The 21,655-nt window shown below is 63.4% G+C and carries 17 protein-coding genes and 1 pseudogene; 11 read left to right on the top strand and 7 right to left on the bottom strand.

The window, feature by feature from the left end:
* Positions 1 to 8: 8 nt before the first annotated feature.
* From ACCC94_RS02665 to ACCC94_RS02655, 3 genes are all read right to left on the bottom strand, one after another.
* Positions 9 to 1,322, bottom strand: a complete 1,314-nt coding sequence (locus ACCC94_RS02665) for an Nramp family divalent metal transporter (RefSeq protein WP_413347909.1) — start codon at positions 1,320 to 1,322, stop codon at positions 9 to 11.
* A gap of 186 nt (positions 1,323 to 1,508) precedes the next feature.
* Positions 1,509 to 2,396 (bottom strand): lysophospholipid acyltransferase, encoded by an 888-nt coding sequence (locus tag ACCC94_RS02660; RefSeq protein WP_413347908.1) that lies wholly within the window; start codon positions 2,394 to 2,396, stop codon positions 1,509 to 1,511.
* A 199-nt stretch (positions 2,397 to 2,595) separates the two neighbouring features.
* A complete protein-coding gene (locus ACCC94_RS02655; protein ID WP_413347907.1) occupies positions 2,596 to 3,144 on the bottom strand; it encodes a DNA-3-methyladenine glycosylase I in 549 nt (182 codons plus the stop codon).
* A gap of 192 nt (positions 3,145 to 3,336) precedes the next feature.
* Between ACCC94_RS02655 and glyQ the strand changes: the two genes are divergently transcribed.
* From glyQ to ACCC94_RS02635, 4 genes are all read left to right on the top strand, one after another.
* Positions 3,337 to 4,284, top strand: a complete 948-nt coding sequence (glyQ, locus tag ACCC94_RS02650; RefSeq protein WP_413347906.1) for a glycine--tRNA ligase subunit alpha — start codon at positions 3,337 to 3,339, stop codon at positions 4,282 to 4,284.
* Complete coding sequence (gene glyS, locus ACCC94_RS02645; protein WP_413347905.1) at positions 4,284 to 6,338, top strand: glycine--tRNA ligase subunit beta; 2,055 nt, start codon at positions 4,284 to 4,286, stop codon at positions 6,336 to 6,338. Before glyQ ends, glyS begins: the two co-directional genes overlap by 1 nt.
* Before the next feature lie 95 nt (positions 6,339 to 6,433).
* On the top strand, positions 6,434 to 6,964 hold the full coding sequence (gmhB, locus tag ACCC94_RS02640) for a D-glycero-beta-D-manno-heptose 1,7-bisphosphate 7-phosphatase (protein ID WP_413347904.1): 531 nt from the start codon (positions 6,434 to 6,436) through the stop codon (positions 6,962 to 6,964).
* A 13-nt stretch (positions 6,965 to 6,977) separates the two neighbouring features.
* Positions 6,978 to 7,751, top strand: a complete 774-nt coding sequence (locus tag ACCC94_RS02635) for a lysophospholipid acyltransferase family protein (RefSeq protein WP_413347903.1) — start codon at positions 6,978 to 6,980, stop codon at positions 7,749 to 7,751.
* A gap of 70 nt (positions 7,752 to 7,821) precedes the next feature.
* On the opposite strand, the gene gyrB is transcribed toward ACCC94_RS02635, so the two are convergent.
* The 4 genes and pseudogenes from gyrB to dnaA all read right to left on the bottom strand — a co-directional run bounded on the left by gyrB (position 7,822) and on the right by dnaA (position 14,020).
* A complete protein-coding gene (gene gyrB, locus ACCC94_RS02630; protein ID WP_413347902.1) occupies positions 7,822 to 10,239 on the bottom strand; it encodes a DNA topoisomerase (ATP-hydrolyzing) subunit B in 2,418 nt (805 codons plus the stop codon).
* A gap of 3 nt (positions 10,240 to 10,242) precedes the next feature.
* Positions 10,243 to 11,345 (bottom strand): annotated as a pseudogene (gene recF, locus ACCC94_RS02625) (DNA replication/repair protein RecF).
* 9 nt (positions 11,346 to 11,354) lie between these two features.
* A complete protein-coding gene (gene dnaN, locus ACCC94_RS02620; protein ID WP_017518853.1) occupies positions 11,355 to 12,461 on the bottom strand; it encodes a DNA polymerase III subunit beta in 1,107 nt (368 codons plus the stop codon).
* Between the two features lie 29 nt (positions 12,462 to 12,490).
* Positions 12,491 to 14,020, bottom strand: coding sequence for a chromosomal replication initiator protein DnaA (gene dnaA, locus ACCC94_RS02615; protein WP_413347901.1), 1,530 nt, complete (start codon positions 14,018 to 14,020; stop codon positions 12,491 to 12,493).
* Positions 14,021 to 14,541: 521 nt separating this feature from the next.
* Between dnaA and rpmH the strand changes: the two genes are divergently transcribed.
* The 7 genes from rpmH (at position 14,542) to rsmG (ending at position 21,655) form a co-directional block, all read left to right on the top strand.
* Positions 14,542 to 14,676: a 50S ribosomal protein L34 gene (rpmH, locus tag ACCC94_RS02610; RefSeq protein WP_003100258.1), complete on the top strand. Its 135-nt coding sequence runs from the start codon at positions 14,542 to 14,544 to the stop codon at positions 14,674 to 14,676.
* Positions 14,677 to 14,690: 14 nt separating this feature from the next.
* Entirely contained in the window at positions 14,691 to 15,098 is a 408-nt protein-coding gene (gene rnpA, locus ACCC94_RS02605; RefSeq protein ID WP_413347900.1) for a ribonuclease P protein component, read from the top strand.
* The gene (gene yidD, locus ACCC94_RS02600) at positions 15,091 to 15,339 is read left to right on the top strand and encodes a membrane protein insertion efficiency factor YidD (protein ID WP_015479779.1); all 249 of its coding nucleotides are present in this window, start codon (positions 15,091 to 15,093) and stop codon (positions 15,337 to 15,339) included. The genes rnpA and yidD overlap by 8 nt, the downstream gene beginning before the upstream one ends.
* A gap of 2 nt (positions 15,340 to 15,341) precedes the next feature.
* The gene (yidC, locus tag ACCC94_RS02595) at positions 15,342 to 17,090 is read left to right on the top strand and encodes a membrane protein insertase YidC (RefSeq protein WP_413347899.1); all 1,749 of its coding nucleotides are present in this window, start codon (positions 15,342 to 15,344) and stop codon (positions 17,088 to 17,090) included.
* Between the two features lie 107 nt (positions 17,091 to 17,197).
* A complete protein-coding gene (gene mnmE, locus ACCC94_RS02590; protein WP_413347898.1) occupies positions 17,198 to 18,565 on the top strand; it encodes a tRNA uridine-5-carboxymethylaminomethyl(34) synthesis GTPase MnmE in 1,368 nt (455 codons plus the stop codon).
* 547 nt (positions 18,566 to 19,112) lie between these two features.
* Positions 19,113 to 21,005, top strand: a complete 1,893-nt coding sequence (gene mnmG, locus ACCC94_RS02585; RefSeq protein ID WP_413347897.1) for a tRNA uridine-5-carboxymethylaminomethyl(34) synthesis enzyme MnmG — start codon at positions 19,113 to 19,115, stop codon at positions 21,003 to 21,005.
* The gene (rsmG, locus tag ACCC94_RS02580; protein WP_413347896.1) at positions 21,005 to 21,655 is read left to right on the top strand and encodes a 16S rRNA (guanine(527)-N(7))-methyltransferase RsmG; all 651 of its coding nucleotides are present in this window, start codon (positions 21,005 to 21,007) and stop codon (positions 21,653 to 21,655) included. Before mnmG ends, rsmG begins: the two co-directional genes overlap by 1 nt.

Raw genomic sequence — 21,655 nt, 5'->3', positions numbered from 1 at the left:
GGGTCAGGTCAAGCCAGCAGTTGCACGAGCAACCAGAGATTGGCGGCGCTGATGACGCCGAACAAGCTCCAGGCCAGCACGCGGGTGAACAGGGAGTTGGCGAACTCGCCCATCAGCGCGCGATCGCTGGTGAAGCGGATCAGCGGCCACAGCGCGAAGGGCAGTTGCAGGCTGAGCACCACCTGGCTGAACACCAGCAGCTTGCCCACGGCCTTGTCGCCCAGCATCACCACGCCGATCAGCGCCGGGATCAGCGCCAGGGCGCGGGTGATCAGGCGGCGCTGCCAGCAGGGAATCTTCATCTGCAGGAAGCCATCCATGATCACCTGCCCGGCGATAGTGCCGGTGAAGGTGGAGCTCTGCCCGGAGGCGAGCAGGGCGACACCGAAGAGGATCGCCGCAAGGCCGGTGCCCACCAGCGGTTCGAGCAGGCGGTAGGCGTCCTGGATTTCGGTGACGCCGGTGTGGCCGGTCTCGTGGAAAGCGGCGGCGGCAAGAATCAGGATCGCCGCGTTGACCAGCAGCGCGAGGCTCAGCGAAACCACGGTGTCGATGCGCGTCAGGCGGATCGCCGCGGCCTTGCCATTGCTGCCGCTGACCTGCCGCGTCTGCACGATGGAGGAGTGCAGGTAGAGGTTGTGCGGCATCACTGTGGCGCCGAGGATGCCGATGGCCAGGTACAGCGGCTCTCGCTGGGTCACCGCGTCCCAGCTGGGCAGGAAGCCGGCGGCGACGTCCGGCCAGTAGGGCTTGATGAGGATCAGCTCGACCAGGTAGCAGCCGCTGATGGTGACGATCAGGCCGAGCATGATCGCTTCCAGGTGGCGGAAGCGCTGGCCCTTGAGGCCGAGCACGATGAGCGTGTCGAAGGCGGTGAGGATGACGCCGGTGACCAGGTCGACGCCCAGCAGCAGGTGGAAGGCCAGTGCGCAGCCGAGCACTTCGGCGAGGTCCGTGGCGACGATGGAGAGCTCCGCCAGCAGCCATTGCAGGCGCGCCGTGCCGAGGCTGTAGCGGGTGCGGGAAAGTTGCGCCAGGTCCTGGCCGGTGACGATTCCCAGACGCATCGCCAGGCATTGCAGGACCATCCCCGCGAGGCTGGAAAGCAGCACCACGAACAGCAGCTGGTAGCCGAACCCGGAGCCGGCTTCGATGGCGGTGGCCCAGTTGCCCGGGTCCATGTAGCCGATGGAGACCAGCAGGCCGGGGCCGGCGAATTGCAGGATGCGTTTCCACAACGGCGCCCCGGCTGCGACCTGGATGCTGCCTTTGACTTCCGAGGGACAGAACGGCGCGGTGGCGGTGGTCGGCAGGCCGAGCATGGGGCGATTCCTGGCTTATGGGCGGACGATGTTGATGCGTGGAAAGGAATCTGTTTCAGGAAGCGCCGGCAGCGGCGGTGCCTGGGCCGGTTCGCGAGCAAGCTCGCTCCTACAAGTCCGATCCGGCGCTCTTCGTAGGAGCGAGCTTGCTCGCGAACCGCATCAGCCAGGCAGTCACCGCTGGATTCAGTACCACCGTGCCTCGCCCTCAGGCCGCTTCTTGAAACGCTTCATCGTCCACATGTACTGGCTGGGATAGGCGCGCACGTACTTGGCCAGCTCGCGACTGAGCGCGGCCACCGACACTTCCATGTCCTTGTCGTACATGTCCGCCGGCGCGGCCTCGAGGATCACCTTGTAGCCGCTGCCATCGGGCAGGCGCACGGCGTGGAAGAACACGCCGCGGGCCTTGCCGCGCGAGAGCAGCGAGGGCACGAACTTGCTGGTCAGCGCGGTGGTGCCCAGGTAGGGCACGAACAGGCCCGAACCCAGCTCCGGTTCCGGGTCGCAGGGAATGCCGACGCAACCGCCGTTCTTCACTTCCTTGATCACGCTCTTGATGCCTTCGGGAGTCGAGGGCGCGACGCGGTTGCCCAGTTGCACGCGCTGCTTCTTCAGCAGGTCGTCCACGGCCTTGAGCTTGGGCGGGCGGTAGAAGATGATCGGCTTGGCGTAGGAGCAGTAGAAGTGGTTGAGCACTTCCCAGTTGCCCAGGTGGCTGGTGATGCCGACCAGGCCGTCACCGGAGGCCAGCGCTTCCTCCAGCACTTCCATGCCTTCGACTTCGCGGATGTACTGCAGCGACTTTTGCGGCGACCACATCCAGGCGCAGGCGCTCTCGGTGAGCGTGCGGCCGATGTCCATCAGGCTCTGGCCGACCAGTTTCTCCAGCTCCGCCTCGGACAGCTCGGGGAAGCAGTGCGACAGGTTGATCCGCACGATCTCGCGGGAGCGGTTGGGCAACTTCCACATCAGCCAGCCGATACCGGCGCCCAATGCGCCCACCGCGCGCCACGGCAGCATGGCGAACAAGCGCAGGAAGCCCACCACCAGCGCGCCCTTGAATTTCTCCACGGGTAACTCCTTCTTTCAGGTGCGCACATTCTAACCAGTGGCGCCGAGCGAAGGCGAAAGGCGCGTCTCGATCGGCCTGATGAACCGCCTGCATCAGCGCCGGCCCCCCTGTAGGAGCGAGCTTGCTCGCGAACGGAATTTCCTGGCGGCATCGGCGTTGGGCTGTTCGCGAGCAAGCTCGCTCCTACCCAACAGTGGATCAGCAGAGCTCGGCGTAGCGATCGCAGTCGACGGTGTGGTCCATCACCATGCCGGTGGCCTGCATGAAGGCGTAGCAGATGGTCGGGCCGACGAAGTTGAACCCGGCCTTGCGCAGGGCCTTGCTCATGGCCTCGGCCTCGGGCGTGACCGCCGGCACGTCGCCGCGGCCGCTGAAGTGGTTGACCTTGGGCTGGCCGCCGACGAAGGACCAGAGGAAGGCCACCGGGTCTTCCAGCTTCAGCCAGGCCTGCGCGTTCTGCCGCGCCGCTTTCAGCTTGGCGACGTTGCGGATGATGCCCGGGTCCTGCATGCGCTCCTCGATTTCCTCGTCGGTCATGCGGGCCAGGCGCTCCGGGTCGAAGCCGAACAGCACCTCGCGGTAGCGCTCGCGCTTCCTCAACACGGTAATCCACGACAGGCCGGCCTGGGCGCCCTCGAGGATGATCATCTCGAACAGCGCGCGGGCGTCGCGCTGGGGAACGCCCCACTCGGTGTCGTGGTAGGCGATGTACAGCGGGTCGTCGTTACACCAGAAGCAGCGCGGCATGGCGGTCGTCCTTGAAAACGGGAAGGCTCTGACTATAGACGGATGACTGTACAAAAATACAGTCGTGGGCCGAATTTTCATGCCGGCGGCGGGGTGTAAACGGTCGCGCAAAAAACGCTGTAAAGCCCAAGCTGCAAGCGTCTTGCGGTATACTGCCGGGTTTTAGTCGTATATCCAGCACAGGTGAAATTCGTGAGCCAGACTACGCCCGCCGTGCCCACCTTCCAGGACCTGATCCTCGCCCTGCAAAAATACTGGGCCGATCAGGGTTGTGTGGTGCTGCAGCCCTATGACATGGAAGTGGGCGCCGGCACCTTCCACACCGCCACCTTCCTCCGCGCCGTGGGCCCGGAGACCTGGAACGCGGCGTACGTGCAGCCGAGCCGCCGCCCCACCGACGGCCGCTACGGCGAGAACCCCAACCGCCTGCAGCACTACTACCAGTTCCAGGTGGTCTTGAAGCCCAACCCGGAAAACTTCCAGGAGCTGTACCTGGGCTCGCTGCAGGCCATCGGCATCGACCCGCTGGTGCATGACATCCGTTTCGTCGAGGACAACTGGGAATCGCCGACCCTGGGCGCCTGGGGCCTGGGCTGGGAAATCTGGCTGAACGGCATGGAAGTCACCCAGTTCACCTACTTCCAGCAGGTCGGCGGCATCGAGTGCTACCCGGTCACCGGTGAGATCACCTACGGCCTGGAACGCCTGGCCATGTACATCCAGGGTGTCGACTCGGTGTATGACCTGGTGTGGGCCGACGGCCCGTTCGGCAAGGTCACCTATGGCGACGTGTTCCACCAGAACGAGGTGGAGCAGTCGACCTACAACTTCGAGCACGCCAACGTCGAGAAGCTGTTCGAACTGTTCGACTTCTACGAAAGCGAAGCCAACCGCCTGATCGAGCTGCAGCTGCCGCTGCCGACCTACGAGATGGTCCTCAAGGCCTCGCACACCTTCAACCTGCTGGACGCCCGCCGCGCCATCTCGGTGACCGAGCGTCAGCGCTATATCCTGCGCGTGCGCACCCTGGCCCGCGCCGTCGCGCAGAGCTACCTGCAGGCCCGCGCCCGCCTCGGCTTCCCGATGGCCAAAGCCGAACTGCGTGACGAAGTACTGGCCAAGCTGAAGGAGGCCGAATAATGAGCGCGAAGGATTTCCTCGTCGAACTGGGCACCGAAGAGCTGCCACCCAAGGCGCTGAAAAGCCTCGGTGAAGCCTTCCTGGCCGGCATCGAGAAGGGCCTCAAGGCCGCCGGCCTGACCTACGCCGCCGCGCGCTGCTACGCCGCGCCGCGGCGCCTGGCCGTGCAGATCGACCAGCTCGCCGTGCAGCAGCCCGATCGCACCGTGAACCTCGACGGTCCGCCGCTGCAGGCCGCCTTCGACGCCAGCGGCAACCCGACCCAGGCAGCCCTCGGCTTCGCCAAGAAGTGCGGCGTGGACCTGGAACAGATCGACAAGAGCGGCCCGAAGCTCAAGTTCAGCCAGTCCATCGCCGGCCAGCCGGCCGTCGACCTGCTGCCGGGTATCGTCGAAACCTCGCTGAACGATCTGCCGATTCCCAAGCGCATGCGCTGGGCGGCCCGCCGTGAAGAGTTCGTGCGCCCGACCCAGTGGCTGGTGATGCTGTTCGGCGACGAGGTCGTCGACTGCGAGATCCTGACCCGCAAGGCCGGCCGCGAATCCCGCGGACATCGCTTCCACAATCCGGCCAACGTCCGCATCTCGGCACCGGGCAACTACCTGGAAGACCTGCGCAGCGCCCACGTGCTGGCCGACTTCGCCGAGCGCCGCGAGATCATCGCCAGGCGTGTCGCCGAGCTGGCTGCCGAGCAGAAGGGCAGCGCCATCGTCCCGGCCGACCTGCTGGACGAAGTGACTGCGCTGGTCGAGTGGCCGGTGCCGCTGGTGTGCTCCTTCGAGGAGCGCTTCCTCGCCGTGCCGCAGGAAGCCCTGATCACCACCATGCAGGACAACCAGAAGTACTTCTGCCTGCTGGACGCCAACGGCAAGCTGCTGCCGCGCTTCATCACCGTGGCCAACGTCGAGAGCAAGGCGCCGGAGCACATCGTCTCCGGTAACGAGAAGGTCGTGCGCCCGCGCCTGACCGATGCCGAGTTCTTCTTCAAGCAGGACCAGAAGCAGCCGCTGGAGGCCTTCAACGCCCGTCTGAAGAACGTAGTGTTCCAGGCCCAGCTCGGCACCGTGTACGAGAAGGCCGAGCGCGTATCCAGGCTGGCTGCCTACATCGCCGAGCGCATCGGTGGTGACGCGACCAATGCGGCCCGCGCCGGCATCCTCTCCAAGTGCGACCTGGCCACCGAGATGGTTGGCGAGTTCCCGGAGATGCAGGGCATCGCCGGTTACTACTACGCCACCGCGGGCGGCGAGGCCAAGGATGTTGCCCTGGCGCTGAACGAGCAGTACATGCCGCGCGGCGCTGGCGCCGAACTGCCGAGCACGCTGACCGGCGCCGCCGTCGCCGTGGCCGACAAGCTCGACACCCTGGTCGGCATCTTCGGCATCGGCATGCTGCCTACCGGCAGCAAGGACCCGTACGCCCTGCGGCGTGCTGCCCTGGGCGTGCTGCGCATCCTCATCGAGAAGCAGCTGGACCTGGACCTGGCCGACGCCATTGGCGTGGCCGTGGCCCAGTACGGTGACAAGGTGAAGGCTGCGGGCCTGTCCGAGCAGGTACAGGACTTCGTCTTCGACCGCCTGCGCGCTCGTTATGAGGACGAAGGCGTGGACGTCGCCGTGTACCAGGCCGTGCGTGCGCTCAAGCCGACCGCTCCGCTGGACTTCGATCAGCGCGTACAGGCCGTGCAGGCCTTCCGTCAGTTGGCCGAAGCCGAGGCCCTGGCAGCCGCCAACAAGCGTGTGTCGAACATCCTGGCCAAGGCCGAAGGCGAGGTGCCTACCGCGGTCAACGCCGGTCTGTTCGCCGAGACCGCCGAGAAAGCCCTTGGCAGCGCCGTGGCGGCCGCCGAAGACGAAGTGGCTCCACTGGCCGCGGCTCGCGACTATCGTGCAGCCCTGGCCCGCCTGGCGGCCCTGCGCGCGCCGGTCGATGCCTTCTTCGAGGAAGTGCTGGTCAACGCGGACGATAACGCCGTGAAGGCCAACCGCTACGCGCTGCTGGCCAAGCTGCGCGGGTTGTTCCTCGGCGTCGCCGACATCTCGCTGCTGGGCTGATGCCCGCCTGAAAGCCGGGAGTTCGCAACGGTTCGCCGTGACGGACTCCCGGCTTTTTCATTTCCGACTTATCCAGGCCCGTGACTTATCGAAGCATGAAGCTACTGATCCTCGACCGCGACGGTGTGATCAACCAGGACTCCGACGCCTACATCAAATCCCTCGACGAGTGGATCCCGATCCCCAGCGCGATCACTGCCATCGCCCGCCTGAGCAAAGCGGGCTGGACCGTAGCCGTCGCCACCAACCAGTCCGGTATCGCCCGCGGCTATTACGACCTGGCGATCCTCGACAGCATGCACCAGCGCTTGCGCGAACTGGTAGCAGAGCAGGGCGGCGAGCTGGGAACAATCGTCTACTGTCCCCACGGCCCCGACGAGGGTTGCGACTGCCGCAAGCCGAAACCCGGTATGCTGCGTCAGATCGCCCAGCACTACGGCGTCGAGCTGAGTGGTATCTGGTTCGTGGGTGACAGCCGGGGTGACCTGGACGCCGCGCTGGCCGTCGATTGTCAGCCAGTATTGGTGAAGACCGGCAAAGGTGAGCGTACCCTGTCCAAGCCGTTGCCCGAAGGCACGCTGGTTTTCGACGATCTGGCGGCAGTCGCCGACCAACTTCTTTCCTGAGGACCCTTCCCCCATGTCGATAGTGCAGGCCATCAGAACCGTACTCTTCTACCTGCTGCTGTCGTCCAGCGCCTTCGTCTGGGGCACCCTCAGCCTGCTCATCGCGCCCTTCCTGCCGTTCCGTGCGCGCTACCGTTTCGTCGCCCAGGCCTGGTGCAAGTTCGCCGTCTGGCTGGCCACCTGGATGGTCGGCGTGCGCTACGAACTCAAGGGCGTGGAGAACATCCCGGACCAGCCCTGCGTGATTCTCTCCAAGCACCAGAGCACCTGGGAAACCTTCTTCCTCACCGGCTATTTCGAGCCCCTCGCCCAGGTGCTCAAGCGCGAGTTGCTGTTCGTCCCGTTCTTCGGCTGGGCCATGGCGCTGCTCAAGCCCATCGCCATCAACCGCGACCAGCCCAAGGTAGCCCTCAAGCAGATGGCCAAGCAGGGCGATGAACGCCTGAAGCAAGGTGCCTGGGTGCTGATCTTCCCCGAAGGCACCCGCGTTCCCACCGGCCAGATCGGCAAGTTCTCCCGCGGCGGCGCAGCCCTGGCGGTTAACGCCAACCTGCCGGTGCTGCCGATTGCCCACAATGCCGGCCACTGCTGGCCAAAGAACGGCTGGGCGAAGTTCCCCGGCACCATCCAGGTGGTAATCGGCCCGGCGATGTACGCCGAAGGGGAGGGCCCTCGCGCCATTACCGAGCTCAACCAGCGGGCCGAGAACTGGGTCATCCAGACCCTGCGCGACATGGGCGAGCTGCCGGCTGACGCCACGCCTCAGGCAGTAGCCGAAGCCTCCTGAGGCGGCCTCGGGACAAAAGCACAGCGCAAAAGAAAAGGGCCCCGAAGGGCCCTTTCTTTTTGCCTGCAGGTCAGACGTCCAGGTTGGACACCGCCAGGGCGTTGCTTTCGATGAAGTCGCGGCGCGGCTCCACGGCATCGCCCATCAGGGTGTTGAACAGCTGGTCGGCCGCGATGGCGTCCTCGATGGTCACCTTCAGCATGCGGCGCACGTTCGGGTCCATGGTGGTTTCCCACAGCTGGTCCGGGTTCATTTCGCCCAGACCTTTGTATCGCTGGATGTTGTGGCGCTTGGTGCCTTCGGTCATCAGCCAGTCCAGGGCTTCCTTGAAGGTGCTGACCGACTTCTTGCGCTCGCCCTTCTGCACGTAGGCGCCTTCTTCGAGCAGGCTGTTCAGCTTGCCGCCCAGATCGGTTACCGCGCGGTAATCGTTGCTGGCGAAGAAGTCGCGGTTGAAGGTGACGTAGTTCGACAGGCCGTGGGCAACCATCTCGACTTCCGGCAGCCACAGATGACGTTCGCGGTCTTCGCGCAGGCTGACCTTGTAGGTCAGGCCGGATTTCTCGACAGCCTTCAGGCGCGCCTGGAACTGCTCGATCCAGCCCTGCATGGTGGCCTCGTCACCCAGCTTCTCTGCCTCGATGCGCGGCAGGTAGATGAAGTGCTCGGTGAGGTCCTGCGGATACAGACGGGACAGGCGGGAGAGGGTGCGCATGACGCCGCGGTACTCGTTGACCAGCTTCTCCAGCGCTTCGCCGGACAGGCCCGGGGCGCTTTCGTTGACGTGCACGCTGGCCTCTTCGAGGGCCGACTGGGTCATGTATTCCTCCATGGCCACGTCGTCCTTGATGTACTGCTCCTGCTTGCCGCGCTTCACCTTGTACAGCGGCGGCTGGGCGATATAGATGTAGCCGCGCTCGACCAGCTCCGGCAACTGACGGAAGAAGAAGGTCAGCAGCAGGGTACGGATGTGCGAACCGTCGACGTCAGCATCGGTCATGATGATGATGTTGTGGTAACGCAGCTTGTCGATGTTGTACTCCTCGCGACCGATACCGCAGCCCAGCGCGGTAATCAGCGTGCCGACTTCCTGGGAAGACAGCATCTTGTCGAAGCGAGCTTTCTCGACGTTGAGGATCTTGCCCTTGAGCGGCAGGATCGCCTGGGTCTTGCGGTTACGGCCCTGCTTCGCAGAACCGCCCGCGGAGTCACCTTCCACGATGTACAGTTCGGAGAGGGCGGGATCCTTCTCCTGGCAGTCGGCGAGCTTGCCCGGCAGGCCGGCGATGTCCAGCGCGCCCTTGCGGCGGGTCATCTCGCGAGCCTTGCGCGCGGCCTCACGGGCGCGAGCGGCATCGATCATCTTGCCGACCACGGCCTTGGCTTCGTTCGGGTTCTCCAGCAGGAAGTCGGCGAAGTACTTGCCCATTTCCTGTTCCACGGCGGTCTTCACCTCCGAGGAAACCAGCTTGTCCTTGGTCTGCGAGCTGAACTTCGGATCCGGCACCTTCACCGAAATGATCGCGGTCAGACCTTCGCGGGCGTCGTCGCCGGTGGTGGCGATCTTGAACTTCTTCGCCAGGCCTTCCTGTTCGATGTAGTTGTTCAGGTGGCGGGTGAGGGCAGAGCGGAAGCCCGCCAGGTGGGTACCACCGTCACGCTGCGGAATGTTGTTGGTGAAGCAGAGGATGTTCTCGTTGAAGCTGTCGTTCCACTGCAGGGCGACTTCGACGCCGACTCCGTCTTCTTCGCGCTGGCAGTTGAAGTGGAAGACCTGGTTCACCGCGGTCTTGTTGGTGTTCAGGTACTCGACGAACGCGCGCAGGCCACCCTCGTACTTGAACAGCTCTTCCTTGCCGGCACGCTCGTCGCGCAGAACGATACCCACGCCGGAGTTCAGGAAGGACAGCTCGCGGATCCGCTTGGCCAGGATGTCCCAGCTGAAGTGGATGTTGTGGAAGGTTTCCGCGGACGGCTTGAAGTGCACCTCGGTGCCAGAGCCATCGGTATCGCCGACCGGACGCAGCGGGAACTGCGGGACGCCGTGGTGGTAAACCTGCTCCCAGACCTTGCCTTCGCGGCGAATGGTCAGTCGCAGCTCATGGGAGAGGGCGTTCACTACCGACACACCCACACCGTGCAGACCACCGGAGACCTTGTAGCTGTTGTCGTCGAACTTACCGCCGGCGTGAAGGACGGTCATGATGACCTCGGCCGCTGAGACCCCTTCTTCCTTGTGGATATCCACCGGAATGCCGCGACCGTTGTCGCGCACAGTGATGGATTCATCGGTGTGAATGGTGATGCTGATCTCGCTGCAGTAGCCCGCCAGCGCTTCGTCGATCGAGTTGTCCACGACCTCGAAGACCATGTGGTGCAGGCCGGTGCCGTCGTCGGTGTCACCGATGTACATGCCCGGACGCTTACGTACGGCATCCAACCCCTTCAGCACCTTGATACTGGAAGAGTCGTAGGTGTTCTCGCTCATTCTTCACTCCCGATGGTAGTGTCCTGAGAGACGCGCCCATGTTCCACGTGGAACATCGACACCGGCGTTTCCATTTGCCAGCCGTCTTTCAATAAGTGCGGATCGACGCAGGTGATGAATACCTGGCAACCCAGATCCTCGAGAAGCCGGCACAAAGACAACCGATGCTTCTCATCCAATTCGGAGGGGAGGTCATCCACTAGGTAAACGCATTGCCCGCGCTTCGCCTGATTGATCAAATGCCCCTGGGCGATCCGCAACGCGCAGACCACCAATTTTTGCTGGCCGCGGGATAGAATCTCCGCAGCATTGTGTCCCCCCAGGCGAATTCTCAAATCCGCCCGTTGCGGTCCCGCCTGGGTGTGCCCCATCTGCTGGTCACGCAACAAGCTGGAAGACAGCACCTCGCTGAGGTCACGCTCCTTGTCCCAGCCCCGGTAGTAACTGAGCGTCAGGTCATCGAGCTGGATAAGCTCGGCCAGCGTCCGCTCGAACTGGGGTTTCAGCGCCTGGATATAGGACCGTCGATAGCCATCGATTTCGTCGCTCGCCGAGCATAATTCGCGGTCCCAGGCCGCCTGCGAAGCACCGTCCAGTTTACCATGTCGGAGCCACGAGTTCCGCTGCCGTAGGGCCTTCTGCAGTCGTTGCCAGGCGACCATGAAGCGTTGTTCCACGTGGAACACTCCCCAGTCGAGGAATTGCCGGCGAATCTTCGGCGCGCCCTCCAGCAGCCGGAAGCTGTCCGGATTGATCAACTGCAACGGCAGGGTCTCGGCAAGCTGGGCCGCGCTACGCGCATTCTGCCCGTCGATACGAATCTGGAATTCGCCTTGGCGATCCCGTGATACGCCCAGACTGCTGTCGAAGCCATTGCCCAGGCGCACCTGTCCGAAAACCGTGCAGGCCGGTTCTTCGTACTGGATGACAGGTTGCAGGCGCATGCTGCGGAACGAGCGAGCGAGGCCGAGGAGATGGATGGCTTCCAGCACGCTGGTCTTGCCGCTGCCGTTTTCGCCGTAGAGGATGTTGATGCGGGGGGAGGGGGAGAAGGTCACCGGGTGCAGGTTGCGCACCGCGGTGACCGAAAGGCGGGTAAGGGACATCGATACGCGTCAGAGGCGCATCGGCATGACGACGTAGGCGGAGTCGTCGTTGTCCGCTTCCTGCAGCAGCGCACTGCTGTTGGAGTCGGAGAGGATCATGCGCACCTGTTCGGTACCCATGACACCCAGTACGTCCAGCAGATAGCTGACGTTGAAGCCGATTTCCAGGCTGCCGCCGTTATAGTCGACCTGCACTTCTTCTTCCGCCTCTTCCTGCTCCGGGTTGTTTGCCTGGATTTTCAGAAGGCCGTTGGAGAGTTGCAGGCGAATGCCGCGGTACTTTTCGTTGGACAGAATGGCAGTGCGGCTGAACGCTTCGCGCAGCACCTGGCGATCCCCCAGTACCAGCTTGTCACCGCCCTTGGGCAGGACACGCTCGTAGTCCGGGAACTTGCCGTCCACCAGCTTGGACGTGAAGGTGAACTCGCCAGTGGTCGCGCGGATGTGATGCTGACCAAGAACGATGGACACTTCGCCGTCCTGTTCGGTGAGCAGGCGCGCCAGTTCGAGGATGCCCTTGCGCGGCACGATCACCTGATGGCGATCCTGAGCTTCGGGTACGCCGTTGCTCAGCGAGCACATCGCCAGGCGGTGGCCGTCGGTGGCCACGGCACGCAGGGTACCGCCGCCCACTTCCAGCAGCATGCCGTTGAGGTAGTAGCGAACGTCCTGCTGCGCCATGGCGAAGCTGGTGCGATCGATCAGGCGACGCAGCTTGCTCTGCACCAGGCTGAAGGTCAGCGAACCTGGGCCTTCTTCCACGGTAGGGAAGTCATTGGCCGGCAGGGTGGAGAGGGTGAAGCGGCTGCGGCCGGCTTTCACCAGGAGCTTCTGTTCGTCGACGCGGATATCGATCACGGCGTCGCTGGGCAGGCTCTTGCAGATATCCATCAGCTTGCGCGCAGGCACGGTGATTTCACCCGGCTCGGCGGCGTCTTCCAGGGTAACGCGACCCACCAGCTCGACTTCGAGGTCGGTGCCGGTCAGCGACAGTTGCTGGCCTTCGACGACCAGCAGGACGTTGGAAAGAACCGGCAGCGTCTGGCGGCGCTCGACTACGCCAGCGACCAGCTGCAGGGGTTTCAACAGAGCTTCGCGTTGAATAGTGAAATGCATGGTCTAGTCCCTTGCCTCGTGAGGCTGCGTCAGGTGGTCAGAGTACGCAGCAGGTTCTTGTAGTCCTCGCGGATATCCGCGTCGGATTCCTTGAGTTGAGCGATCTTACGACAGGCATGCAGCACCGTGGTGTGATCCCGACCGCCGAAGGCCACGCCGATCTCCGGCAGGCTGTGGTTGGTCAGTTCCTTGGAGAGTGCCATGGCAACCTGACGCGGACGTGCCACCGAGCGCGAACGGCGCTTGGAAAGCAGGTCGGCGATCTTGATCTTGTAGTACTCGGCGACGGTGCGCTGGATGTTGTCGATGCTGACGAGCTTGTCCTGCAGGGCCAGCAGGTCCTTCAGCGACTCGCGGATCAGCTCGATGGTGATCGGCCGGCCCATGAAGTGGGAGTGGGCGATCACGCGCTTGAGCGCACCTTCCAGCTCGCGCACGTTGGAGCGGATGCGTTGGGCGATGAAGAAAGCAGCGTCGTGCGGCAGCTCGACCTTGGCCTGCTCGGCCTTCTTCATCAGGATCGCCACGCGGGTTTCCAGCTCCGGCGGCTCCACGGCCACCGTCAGGCCCCAGCCGAAGCGCGACTTCAGTCGCTCCTCCAGGCCTTCGATTTCCTTCGGGTAGCGGTCGCTGGTCAGGATGACCTGCTGGCCGCCTTCGAGAAGGGCGTTGAAGGTATGGAAGAACTCTTCCTGGGAACGTTCCTTGCGGGCAAAGAACTGGATGTCGTCGATCAGCAGTGCGTCCACCGAACGGTAGAAGCGCTTGAACTCGTTGATGGCATTGAGCTGCAACGCCTTCACCATATCCGCGACGAAACGCTCCGAATGAAGGTACACGACCTTGGCATTGGGGTTCTTCTTCAACAGATGGTTACCCACAGCGTGCATCAGGTGGGTCTTGCCCAGGCCGACGCCACCATAAAGGAAGAGCGGGTTGTAACCATGCTTGAGGTTGTCCGCCACCTGCCAGGCCGCCGCGCGCGCCAACTGGTTGGATTTGCCTTCGACGAAGTTCTCGAAGGTGAAGGTGCGGTTGAGGTAGCTGGTGTGCTTGAGCGCACCTTCTACCTGCACGTTGCGTTCGGTACGCACGGCAGCGGCCGGCATGGCAGCCGCGAGCGGGTCGATGCCCGGACTGGACTCGTCCAGATCCGCCAGCGTCTGTACCGGCGCCACCTGAACCGGTTGAGGTTCGGCGACCGCCAGAGCCACCGGCGCAGAAACGACGGGCGCGGGCGCAACCACGGGCTGCGCTACCGGCTGAACGGCGACCTGAGGCGTCGGTACCAGGGCAGGGCGCGGCGTACGGCTGCGGCGGCTGCCGATCAACAGCGAGATCGCCGGGATCTGTCCATTGCCGCGCTCGCCCAGCAGTTCGAGCAGGCGGCCCATGTACTTCTCGTTGACCCAGTCGAGTACGAAGCGGTTGGGTGCATAGACGCGCAACTCCTCACCCTCGGCCTCGACCTGCAGAGGTCGGATCCAGGTGTTGAATTGCTGGGACGGCAACTCGTCGCGCAGAAGCTCCACGCACTGCTGCCAAAGTTCCACGGACACGGATATCCCCCAAAAGAAGTCGCAAAGCGAAACAGGCCGCTATTGTAGCCTCGCCGGACCAACTTATCCACAGTTAAGCGCGCCGGGATGCAAGCAAAATCAAGGTGTTAATGATTTTACCGGCGGTCGGGTAATGGCGCCTCGAACCTTGTGGATAACAGCTTGATGGGGCAGGGGAAGACTCTGGTGATCGTTCTGTGGAAAAAATCCTTGTGGAAAAATCGGCATTCCATGCCCAGCTTTCCAACCGGCCCCGCACAAGCAACGCACCGCTTCCCGACAGAGTTATCATTTCCCCGATATCGCTTATTCAAAGGCCCCGGTCGAGTTATGCACAGCCAGAGGCCTGCATAAACATAATCATCGCTTCAATCTTTAAAAAAAGAGATTTCCTCCCTTTCTATAGATTTTGTATCCGGGGTTGGTTGGAAATTGACCTGACCGCCCGATTTCACTAGAATCGCCGGTCTCTTTAAACGGGGTCACTACGACCTCATGTCGTCAAGCCCAGGTACCGAATCATGAAACGTACTTTCCAACCCAGCACCCTCAAGCGCGCTCGCGTCCACGGTTTCCGCGCTCGCATGGCCACCAAGAACGGTCGTCAGGTTCTGTCGCGTCGTCGCGCCAAGGGCCGTAAGCGTCTGACCGTCTGATTTGTCTGACACAGGTGGTGAGTCGGGATTTCAGCCGGGATAAACGTCTTCTGACAGCCCGGCAATTCACAGCAGTCTTCGACTCCCCCACCTCCAAGGTTCCCGGCAAGCACATCCTGCTGCTGGCGCGCGAAAACGGTCTCGATCATCCCCGTCTGGGTCTGGTGATCGGCAAGAAGAACGTCAAGCTCGCCGTCGAGCGCAACCGCCTCAAACGCCTTCTCCGTGAATCCTTCCGGCATAACCAGCAGAAGCTGGCTGGCCTGGATGTCGTGGTGATCGCGCGCAAGGGCCTCGGCGATCTGGAGAATGAAGAGCTGCACCAGCAGTTCGGCAAGCTCTGGAAACGCCTGTTGCGCAATCGGCCCAGCCCGGGACCTTCGACAGAATCTCCGGGAGTGGCCGACAGTTCCCATGCGTAGACTGGCGCTGTTACTGATCCAGTTTTACCGCTACGCCATCAGTCCCATGATGGGCAGGCACTGTCGTTTCTACCCCAGCTGTTCCTGCTACGCGCAGGAGGCCATTGAAACCCATGGCTTCCTGCGTGGTGGCTGGCTGGCCGCTCGTCGCCTCGGCCGCTGCCACCCCTGGCATCCCGGTGGTTACGATCCGGTACCGCCAGATCCATCCAAGCCCGCCCCTTCCTCGACGGCCGAGTAACCATGGACATCAAACGTTCAATCCTATTCGTCGCCCTGGCAATCGTGTCCTATGCGCTGGTTCTCCAGTGGAACAAGGACTACGGCCAGCCCGAACTGCCGGCGCAGACCGCGACCTTCAACCAGACTGAAGGCCTGCCGGACACTTCCGTGCCTGCCGGCAACGCGGCCAATGCCGACGTACCCACCACGCAGAACGCCCAGGCCAGCCTGCCCAACGAGCAGAAGCCGGTGGCGGCCAGCGAACAGCTGATCCGCGTGAAGACCGATGTCCTGGACCTGACCATCGACCCGCGCGGCGGCGACGTGATCAAGCTCGGCCTGACCCAGTACCCGCTGCGCCAGGATCGCCCGGACGTGCCGTTCCCGCTGTTCGAGCGTGACAACCAGCGCACCTACCTGGCCCAGAGCGGCCTGACCGGCGCCAACGGCCCGGATGCCGCCGCCAGCGGCCGCCCGCTCTACGCCTCGGCCAAACCCGTCTACGAACTGGCCGACGGCCAGGACCAGATGGTCGTCGACCTGACTTATGCACAGGACGGCGTGAGCTACATCAAGCGCTTCACCTTCCACCGCGGTCTGAAGAACGATTGCACCGAGAAGGAAAAGGCGCAGAAGAAGCTCGAGTGCATCAATCCCAACGCCTATCAGGTCGGCGTGACCTACCTGATCGACAACCAGAGCGACAAACCGTGGAACGCCTCGCTGTTCGCCCAGCTCAAGCGTGACGCCAGTGTCGACCCGTCCTCCACCACCGCTACCGGCGTATCGACCTACCTCGGTGCCGCGGTCTGGACCCCTGAAAAGCCCTACGTGAAAGTGTCCATGAAGGACATGGACAAGGAGCAGTTCAAGGAAACCGTCCAGGGTGGCTGGGTAGCCTGGCTGCAGCACTACTTCGTCACCGCCTGGGTTCCCGCCAAGGGCGATACCCACAGCGTGATGACCCGCAAGGACGCCCAGGGCAACTACATCGTCGGCTATACCGGTCCCAACCTGACCGTCGCGCCGGGTGCCAAGGGCGAAACCAGCATGACCCTGTATGCCGGCCCGAAACTGCAGGCGTACCTGAAGGAACTGTCCCCGGGCCTGGAACTCACCGTCGACTACGGTCCGCTGTGGTTCATCGCCCAGCCGATCTTCTGGCTGCTGCAACATATCCACAACCTGGTGGGTAACTGGGGCTGGTCGATCATCTTCCTGACCATCGTCATCAAACTGGCCTTCTTCCCGCTGTCCGCTGCCAGCTACCGCTCCATGGCCCGCATGCGCGCCGTGTCGCCGAAGCTGCAGGCGCTCAAGGAACAGCATGGCGACGATCGCCAGAAGATGTCCCAGGCGATGATGGAGCTGTACAAGAAGGAGAAGATCAATCCGCTGGGCGGCTGCCTGCCGATCCTGGTGCAGATGCCGGTCTTCCTTTCCCTGTACTGGGTACTGCTGGAAAGCGTCGAGATGCGCCAGGCGCCTTGGCTGGGCTGGATCGTCGACCTCTCGGTGAAGGATCCGTTCTTCATCCTGCCGATCATCATGGGCGCCACCATGCTGGTCCAGCAGATGCTCAACCCGACGCCGCCGGACCCCATGCAGGCCAAGGTGATGAAGCTGATGCCGATCATCTTCACCTTCTTCTTCCTGTGGTTCCCGGCTGGTCTGGTCCTGTACTGGGTTGTGAACAACTGCCTGTCCATCGCACAGCAGTGGTACATTACCCGTCGGATCGAAGGTGCCGCGAAGAAGGCTTCCGCCTGACGTCGCCGCCCGACAAAGATCGACAAGACGCCCCCTCGTGGGGCGTTTTGCTATGTGGATAACCTTGCCTTGCCGCCAGCCACGGCAACCATCGCGAGACCGCCGACATGAATGCAGCCCGTGAAACCATCGCCGCCGTCGCCACCGCCCAGGGCCGTGGCGGGGTGGGCATCGTCCGCGTCTCCGGTCCCCGCGCCCGCGCCATGGCCATCATCCTCAGCGGCCGCGAGCCCCAACCGCGCTACGCCCACTACGGGCCGTTCCACGCCGATGACGGCGAGGTCATCGACGAAGGACTGTTGCTGTATTTCCCCGGCCCGAACTCCTTCACCGGCGAAGATGTGCTGGAACTGCAGGGGCACGGCGGTCCGGTAGTAATGGACATGCTGCTGCAGCGCTGCCTGGAGCTGGGAGCGCGCCAGGCCCGCCCCGGCGAGTTCAGCGAGCGCGCCTTCCTCAACGACAAGCTCGACCTGGCGCAGGCCGAAGCCATTGCCGACCTCATCGAGGCAAGCTCCGCGCAGGCGGCGCGCAACGCCGTGCGCTCGCTGCAGGGCGAGTTCTCCCGTCGCGTACACAGCCTGACCGACCAGCTGATCGGCCTGCGCATGTACGTAGAAGCCGCCATCGACTTCCCGGAAGAAGAAATCGACTTCCTTGCCGACGGCCATGTCCTCTCGCAACTGGACGCGGTGCGCGCCGAACTGGCTTCGGTGCTGCGCGAGGCAGGCCAGGGCGCGCTGCTGCGCGACGGCATGACGGTGGTGATCGCCGGACGCCCCAATGCCGGCAAATCCAGCCTGCTGAATGCCCTGGCAGGGCGCGAAGCGGCCATCGTCACCGATATCGCCGGCACCACTCGCGACGTACTGCGCGAACATATCCACATCGACGGCATGCCGCTGCACATCATCGACACTGCGGGCCTGCGCAGTACCGATGACCATGTGGAAAAGATCGGCGTGGAACGCGCCCTGAAGGCCATCAACGAGGCGGATCGCGTCCTTCTGGTGGTCGACTGCACCGCGCCTGAGGCCAGCGATCCCTTTGCCTTGTGGCCGGAATTCCTCGACAGCCGCCCCGACCCGGCGCACGTCACCCTGATCCGTAACAAGGCGGATTTATCCACAGAGAGCATCGGGCTCGAACAGAGCGCTGACGGTCACGTCACCATTACCCTCTCCGCCCGTTCCGGCAACGGCCTGGACCTGCTGCGCGAGCATCTCAAAGCCTGCATGGGCTTCGAGCAGACCGCCGAGAACAGCTTCAGCGCGCGCCGCCGCCACCTGGAGGCCTTGCGCCTGGCTGGAGACAGCCTCGAGCACGGTCGCGCCCAGCTCACCCTGAGCGGCGCAGGCGAGCTGCTGGCCGAGGACCTGCGTCAAGCACAGCAGGCGCTGGGCGAGATTACCGGTGCCTTCACGCCGGACGACCTGTTGGGACGCATCTTCTCCAGCTTCTGCATCGGCAAGTAATCCACAACGCTGCTTTCCCCGACCGGTGACGGGCCCGTCTCGTCACCGCGCCTCCCCCTGCCCGATGCTTTTCGCACGGGCAACTATCCACAGCCGGTAATTCGTAGAGACGCCCTGTATATGGGGCTTACAGGGCGGAAAATGCAAATTCCACAGGGCTCCGTGAACCTTGTGGAAAATTCGCGTACAGATAGGTTAACAAACCCTGCCTGACCCTGTGGGTAAACCCGCCTGTTGATAACAACGCAGTTAATCCACAGGCTGGACACGGGAGATCCCCCGCAACCGTACAGCATCGACACAGGGTTATCAGTCGCTGTAACCATCGCTGTACCTGGCCTACAGATGCTTATCCACAGAAAACGGCTTCACCATACATAAACACAAGCTCTAAAAAGATTTAAAAAGATTCCTCTCTTTTATTTTCTATAGAGGCGAATAGCGTCCATTGGCTATTTTTTGTTCAGGTGCCTTCAATCGAAAGCCCTAACCCCCTATACTGTCCGGCTCTCTTCTTTCTCCTTGATCAACAGGCACGAGGTGCGTGGTGGATTTCCCTTCCCGTTTTGACGTGATCGTGATCGGCGGCGGCCATGCCGGCACAGAGGCCGCACTAGCGGCTGCACGCATGGGCGTGAAGACGCTGCTGCTCACCCACAATGTGGAAACCCTTGGCCAGATGAGCTGCAACCCCGCCATCGGTGGGATCGGCAAAAGCCATCTGGTAAAGGAAATCGATGCGCTGGGCGGTGCCATGGCACTGGCCACCGATAAGGGCGGCATTCAGTTCCGCGTGTTGAACAGCCGCAAAGGTCCGGCAGTCCGTGCGACCCGGGCCCAGGCCGACCGTGTGCTCTACAAGGCTGCCGTACGCGAGATCCTGGAGAACCAGCCGAACCTGTGGATATTCCAGCAGGCCTGCGATGACCTGATCGTCGAACAGGATCAGGTGCGCGGCGTGGTGACTCAGATGGGTCTGAAATTCCACGCAGATAACGTCGTCCTCACCGCGGGCACCTTCCTCGGTGGACTTATCCACATCGGCCTGGAGAACTACTCCGGTGGCCGGGCGGGCGATCCGCCTTCGATCGCCCTGGCGCGCCGCCTGCGCGAGCTGCCGCTGCGGGTTGGCCGGCTGAAGACCGGGACGCCGCCGCGCATCGATGGACGCAGTGTCGATTTCAGCGTGATGACCGAGCAGCCCGGCGATACGCCGATCCCGGTGATGTCCTTCCTGGGCTCCAGGGAAATGCATCCGCGCCAGGTCAGCTGCTGGATCACCCATACCAATTCGCGGACCCACGAGATCATCGCGTCCAACCTCGATCGCTCGCCCATGTATTCCGGGGTCATCGAAGGCGTCGGCCCGCGCTATTGCCCGTCGATCGAGGACAAGATCCATCGCTTCGCCGACAAGGACAGCCATCAGGTCTTCCTGGAGCCGGAAGGCCTGACCACCCATGAGCTTTACCCGAACGGCATCTCCACCTCGCTGCCCTTCGATGTGCAACTGGATATCGTGCGTTCCATCCGCGGCATGGAGAACGCCCACATCGTTCGCCCCGGCTACGCCATCGAGTACGACTACTTCGATCCGCGCGACCTGAAGTACAGCCTGGAGACCAAGGTCATCGGCGGCCTGTTCTTCGCCGGCCAGATCAACGGCACCACCGGTTACGAAGAAGCCGGTGCCCAGGGGCTGCTCGCCGGCGCCAACGCCGCGCTGCGTTCGCAGGGCCGTGAAAGCTGGTGCCCGCGTCGCGACGAGGCCTACATCGGCGTGCTGGTCGACGACCTGATCACCCTCGGCACCCAGGAGCCGTACCGCATGTTCACCTCGCGCGCCGAATACCGACTGATCCTGCGCGAGGACAACGCCGACCTGCGCCTGACCGAGAAAGGCCGCGAACTGGGCCTGATCGACGACGAGCGCTGGGCAGTCTTCGAAGCCAAGCGCGAAGGCATCGAGCAGGAAGAACAGCGCCTGAAGAGCACCTGGGTTCGCCCCAACACGCCGCAGGGCGATGCGATCGCCGAGCGCTTCGGCACGCCGCTGGCCCACGAGTACAACCTGCTGAACCTGCTGGCCCGTCCGGAAATCGACTACGCCAGCCTCGCCGAAGTGACTGGCGCCGGCGCGCAGGACCCACAGGTCGCCGAACAGGTGGAAATCCGTACCAAGTACGCCGGCTACATCGATCGCCAGCAGGAAGAGATCGCGCGCCTGCGTGCCAGCGAAGACACCCGCCTGCCTGTGGATATCGACTACCAGTCCATCTCCGGGCTGTCCAAGGAGATCCAGCTCAAGCTCGGCAATGCCCGTCCGGAAACCCTCGGACAGGCCGGCCGCATCCCCGGCGTTACGCCGGCGGCGATCTCCCTGTTGCTGATCCATCTGAAGAAGCGCTCGTCCGGTCGTCAGCTGGAGCAGAGCGCCTGATGTCCCTGGTCACTGCCCGCCACGCCGAAGAACTCGCGCGCGGCATCCAGACGCTCGACCTGGATATCGACGCCGCAACCCAGCAGCGCCTGCTGGACTACCTGGCCCTGCTGGCCAAGTGGAACAAGGCCTACAACCTCACCGCCGTGCGCGATGTGGATGAAATGGTCTCGCGCCACCTGCTCGACAGCCTGAGCATCGTCCCGCAGTTCGAAGCCGCGGGCGGCGAGCGCTGGCTGGACGTGGGGAGCGGCGGCGGCATGCCCGGCATCCCGCTGGCCATCCTGTTCCCCGGCAAGTCGCTGACCCTGCTGGACAGCAACGGCAAGAAGACCCGCTTCCTCACCCAGGTGAAGCTGGAGCTCAAGCTGGACAACCTGCAGGTTATCCACAGCCGTGTGGAAGCCTTCCAGCCCCAGCTGCCGTTCAACGGCATCGTCTCCCGGGCTTTCAGCAGCCTCGAAGACTTCACCAACTGGACGCGTCACCTGGGCGATGCCCGGACCAACTGGCTGGCCATGAAAGGCGTACACCCCAGCGACGAGCTCGCGGCACTTCCGGAAGATTTCCGCGTCGAAGCCGAACGCGCTCTGGCGGTGCCGGGTTGCCAAGGCCAGCGCCATCTGCTGATACTGCGCCGCACTGCATGA

It is taken from the genome of Pseudomonas sp. Pseusp97 (genome assembly GCF_047304025.1).
Classification (GTDB): domain Bacteria; phylum Pseudomonadota; class Gammaproteobacteria; order Pseudomonadales; family Pseudomonadaceae; genus Pseudomonas.
This window is presented reverse-complemented; position numbering and strand designations above follow the sequence as displayed.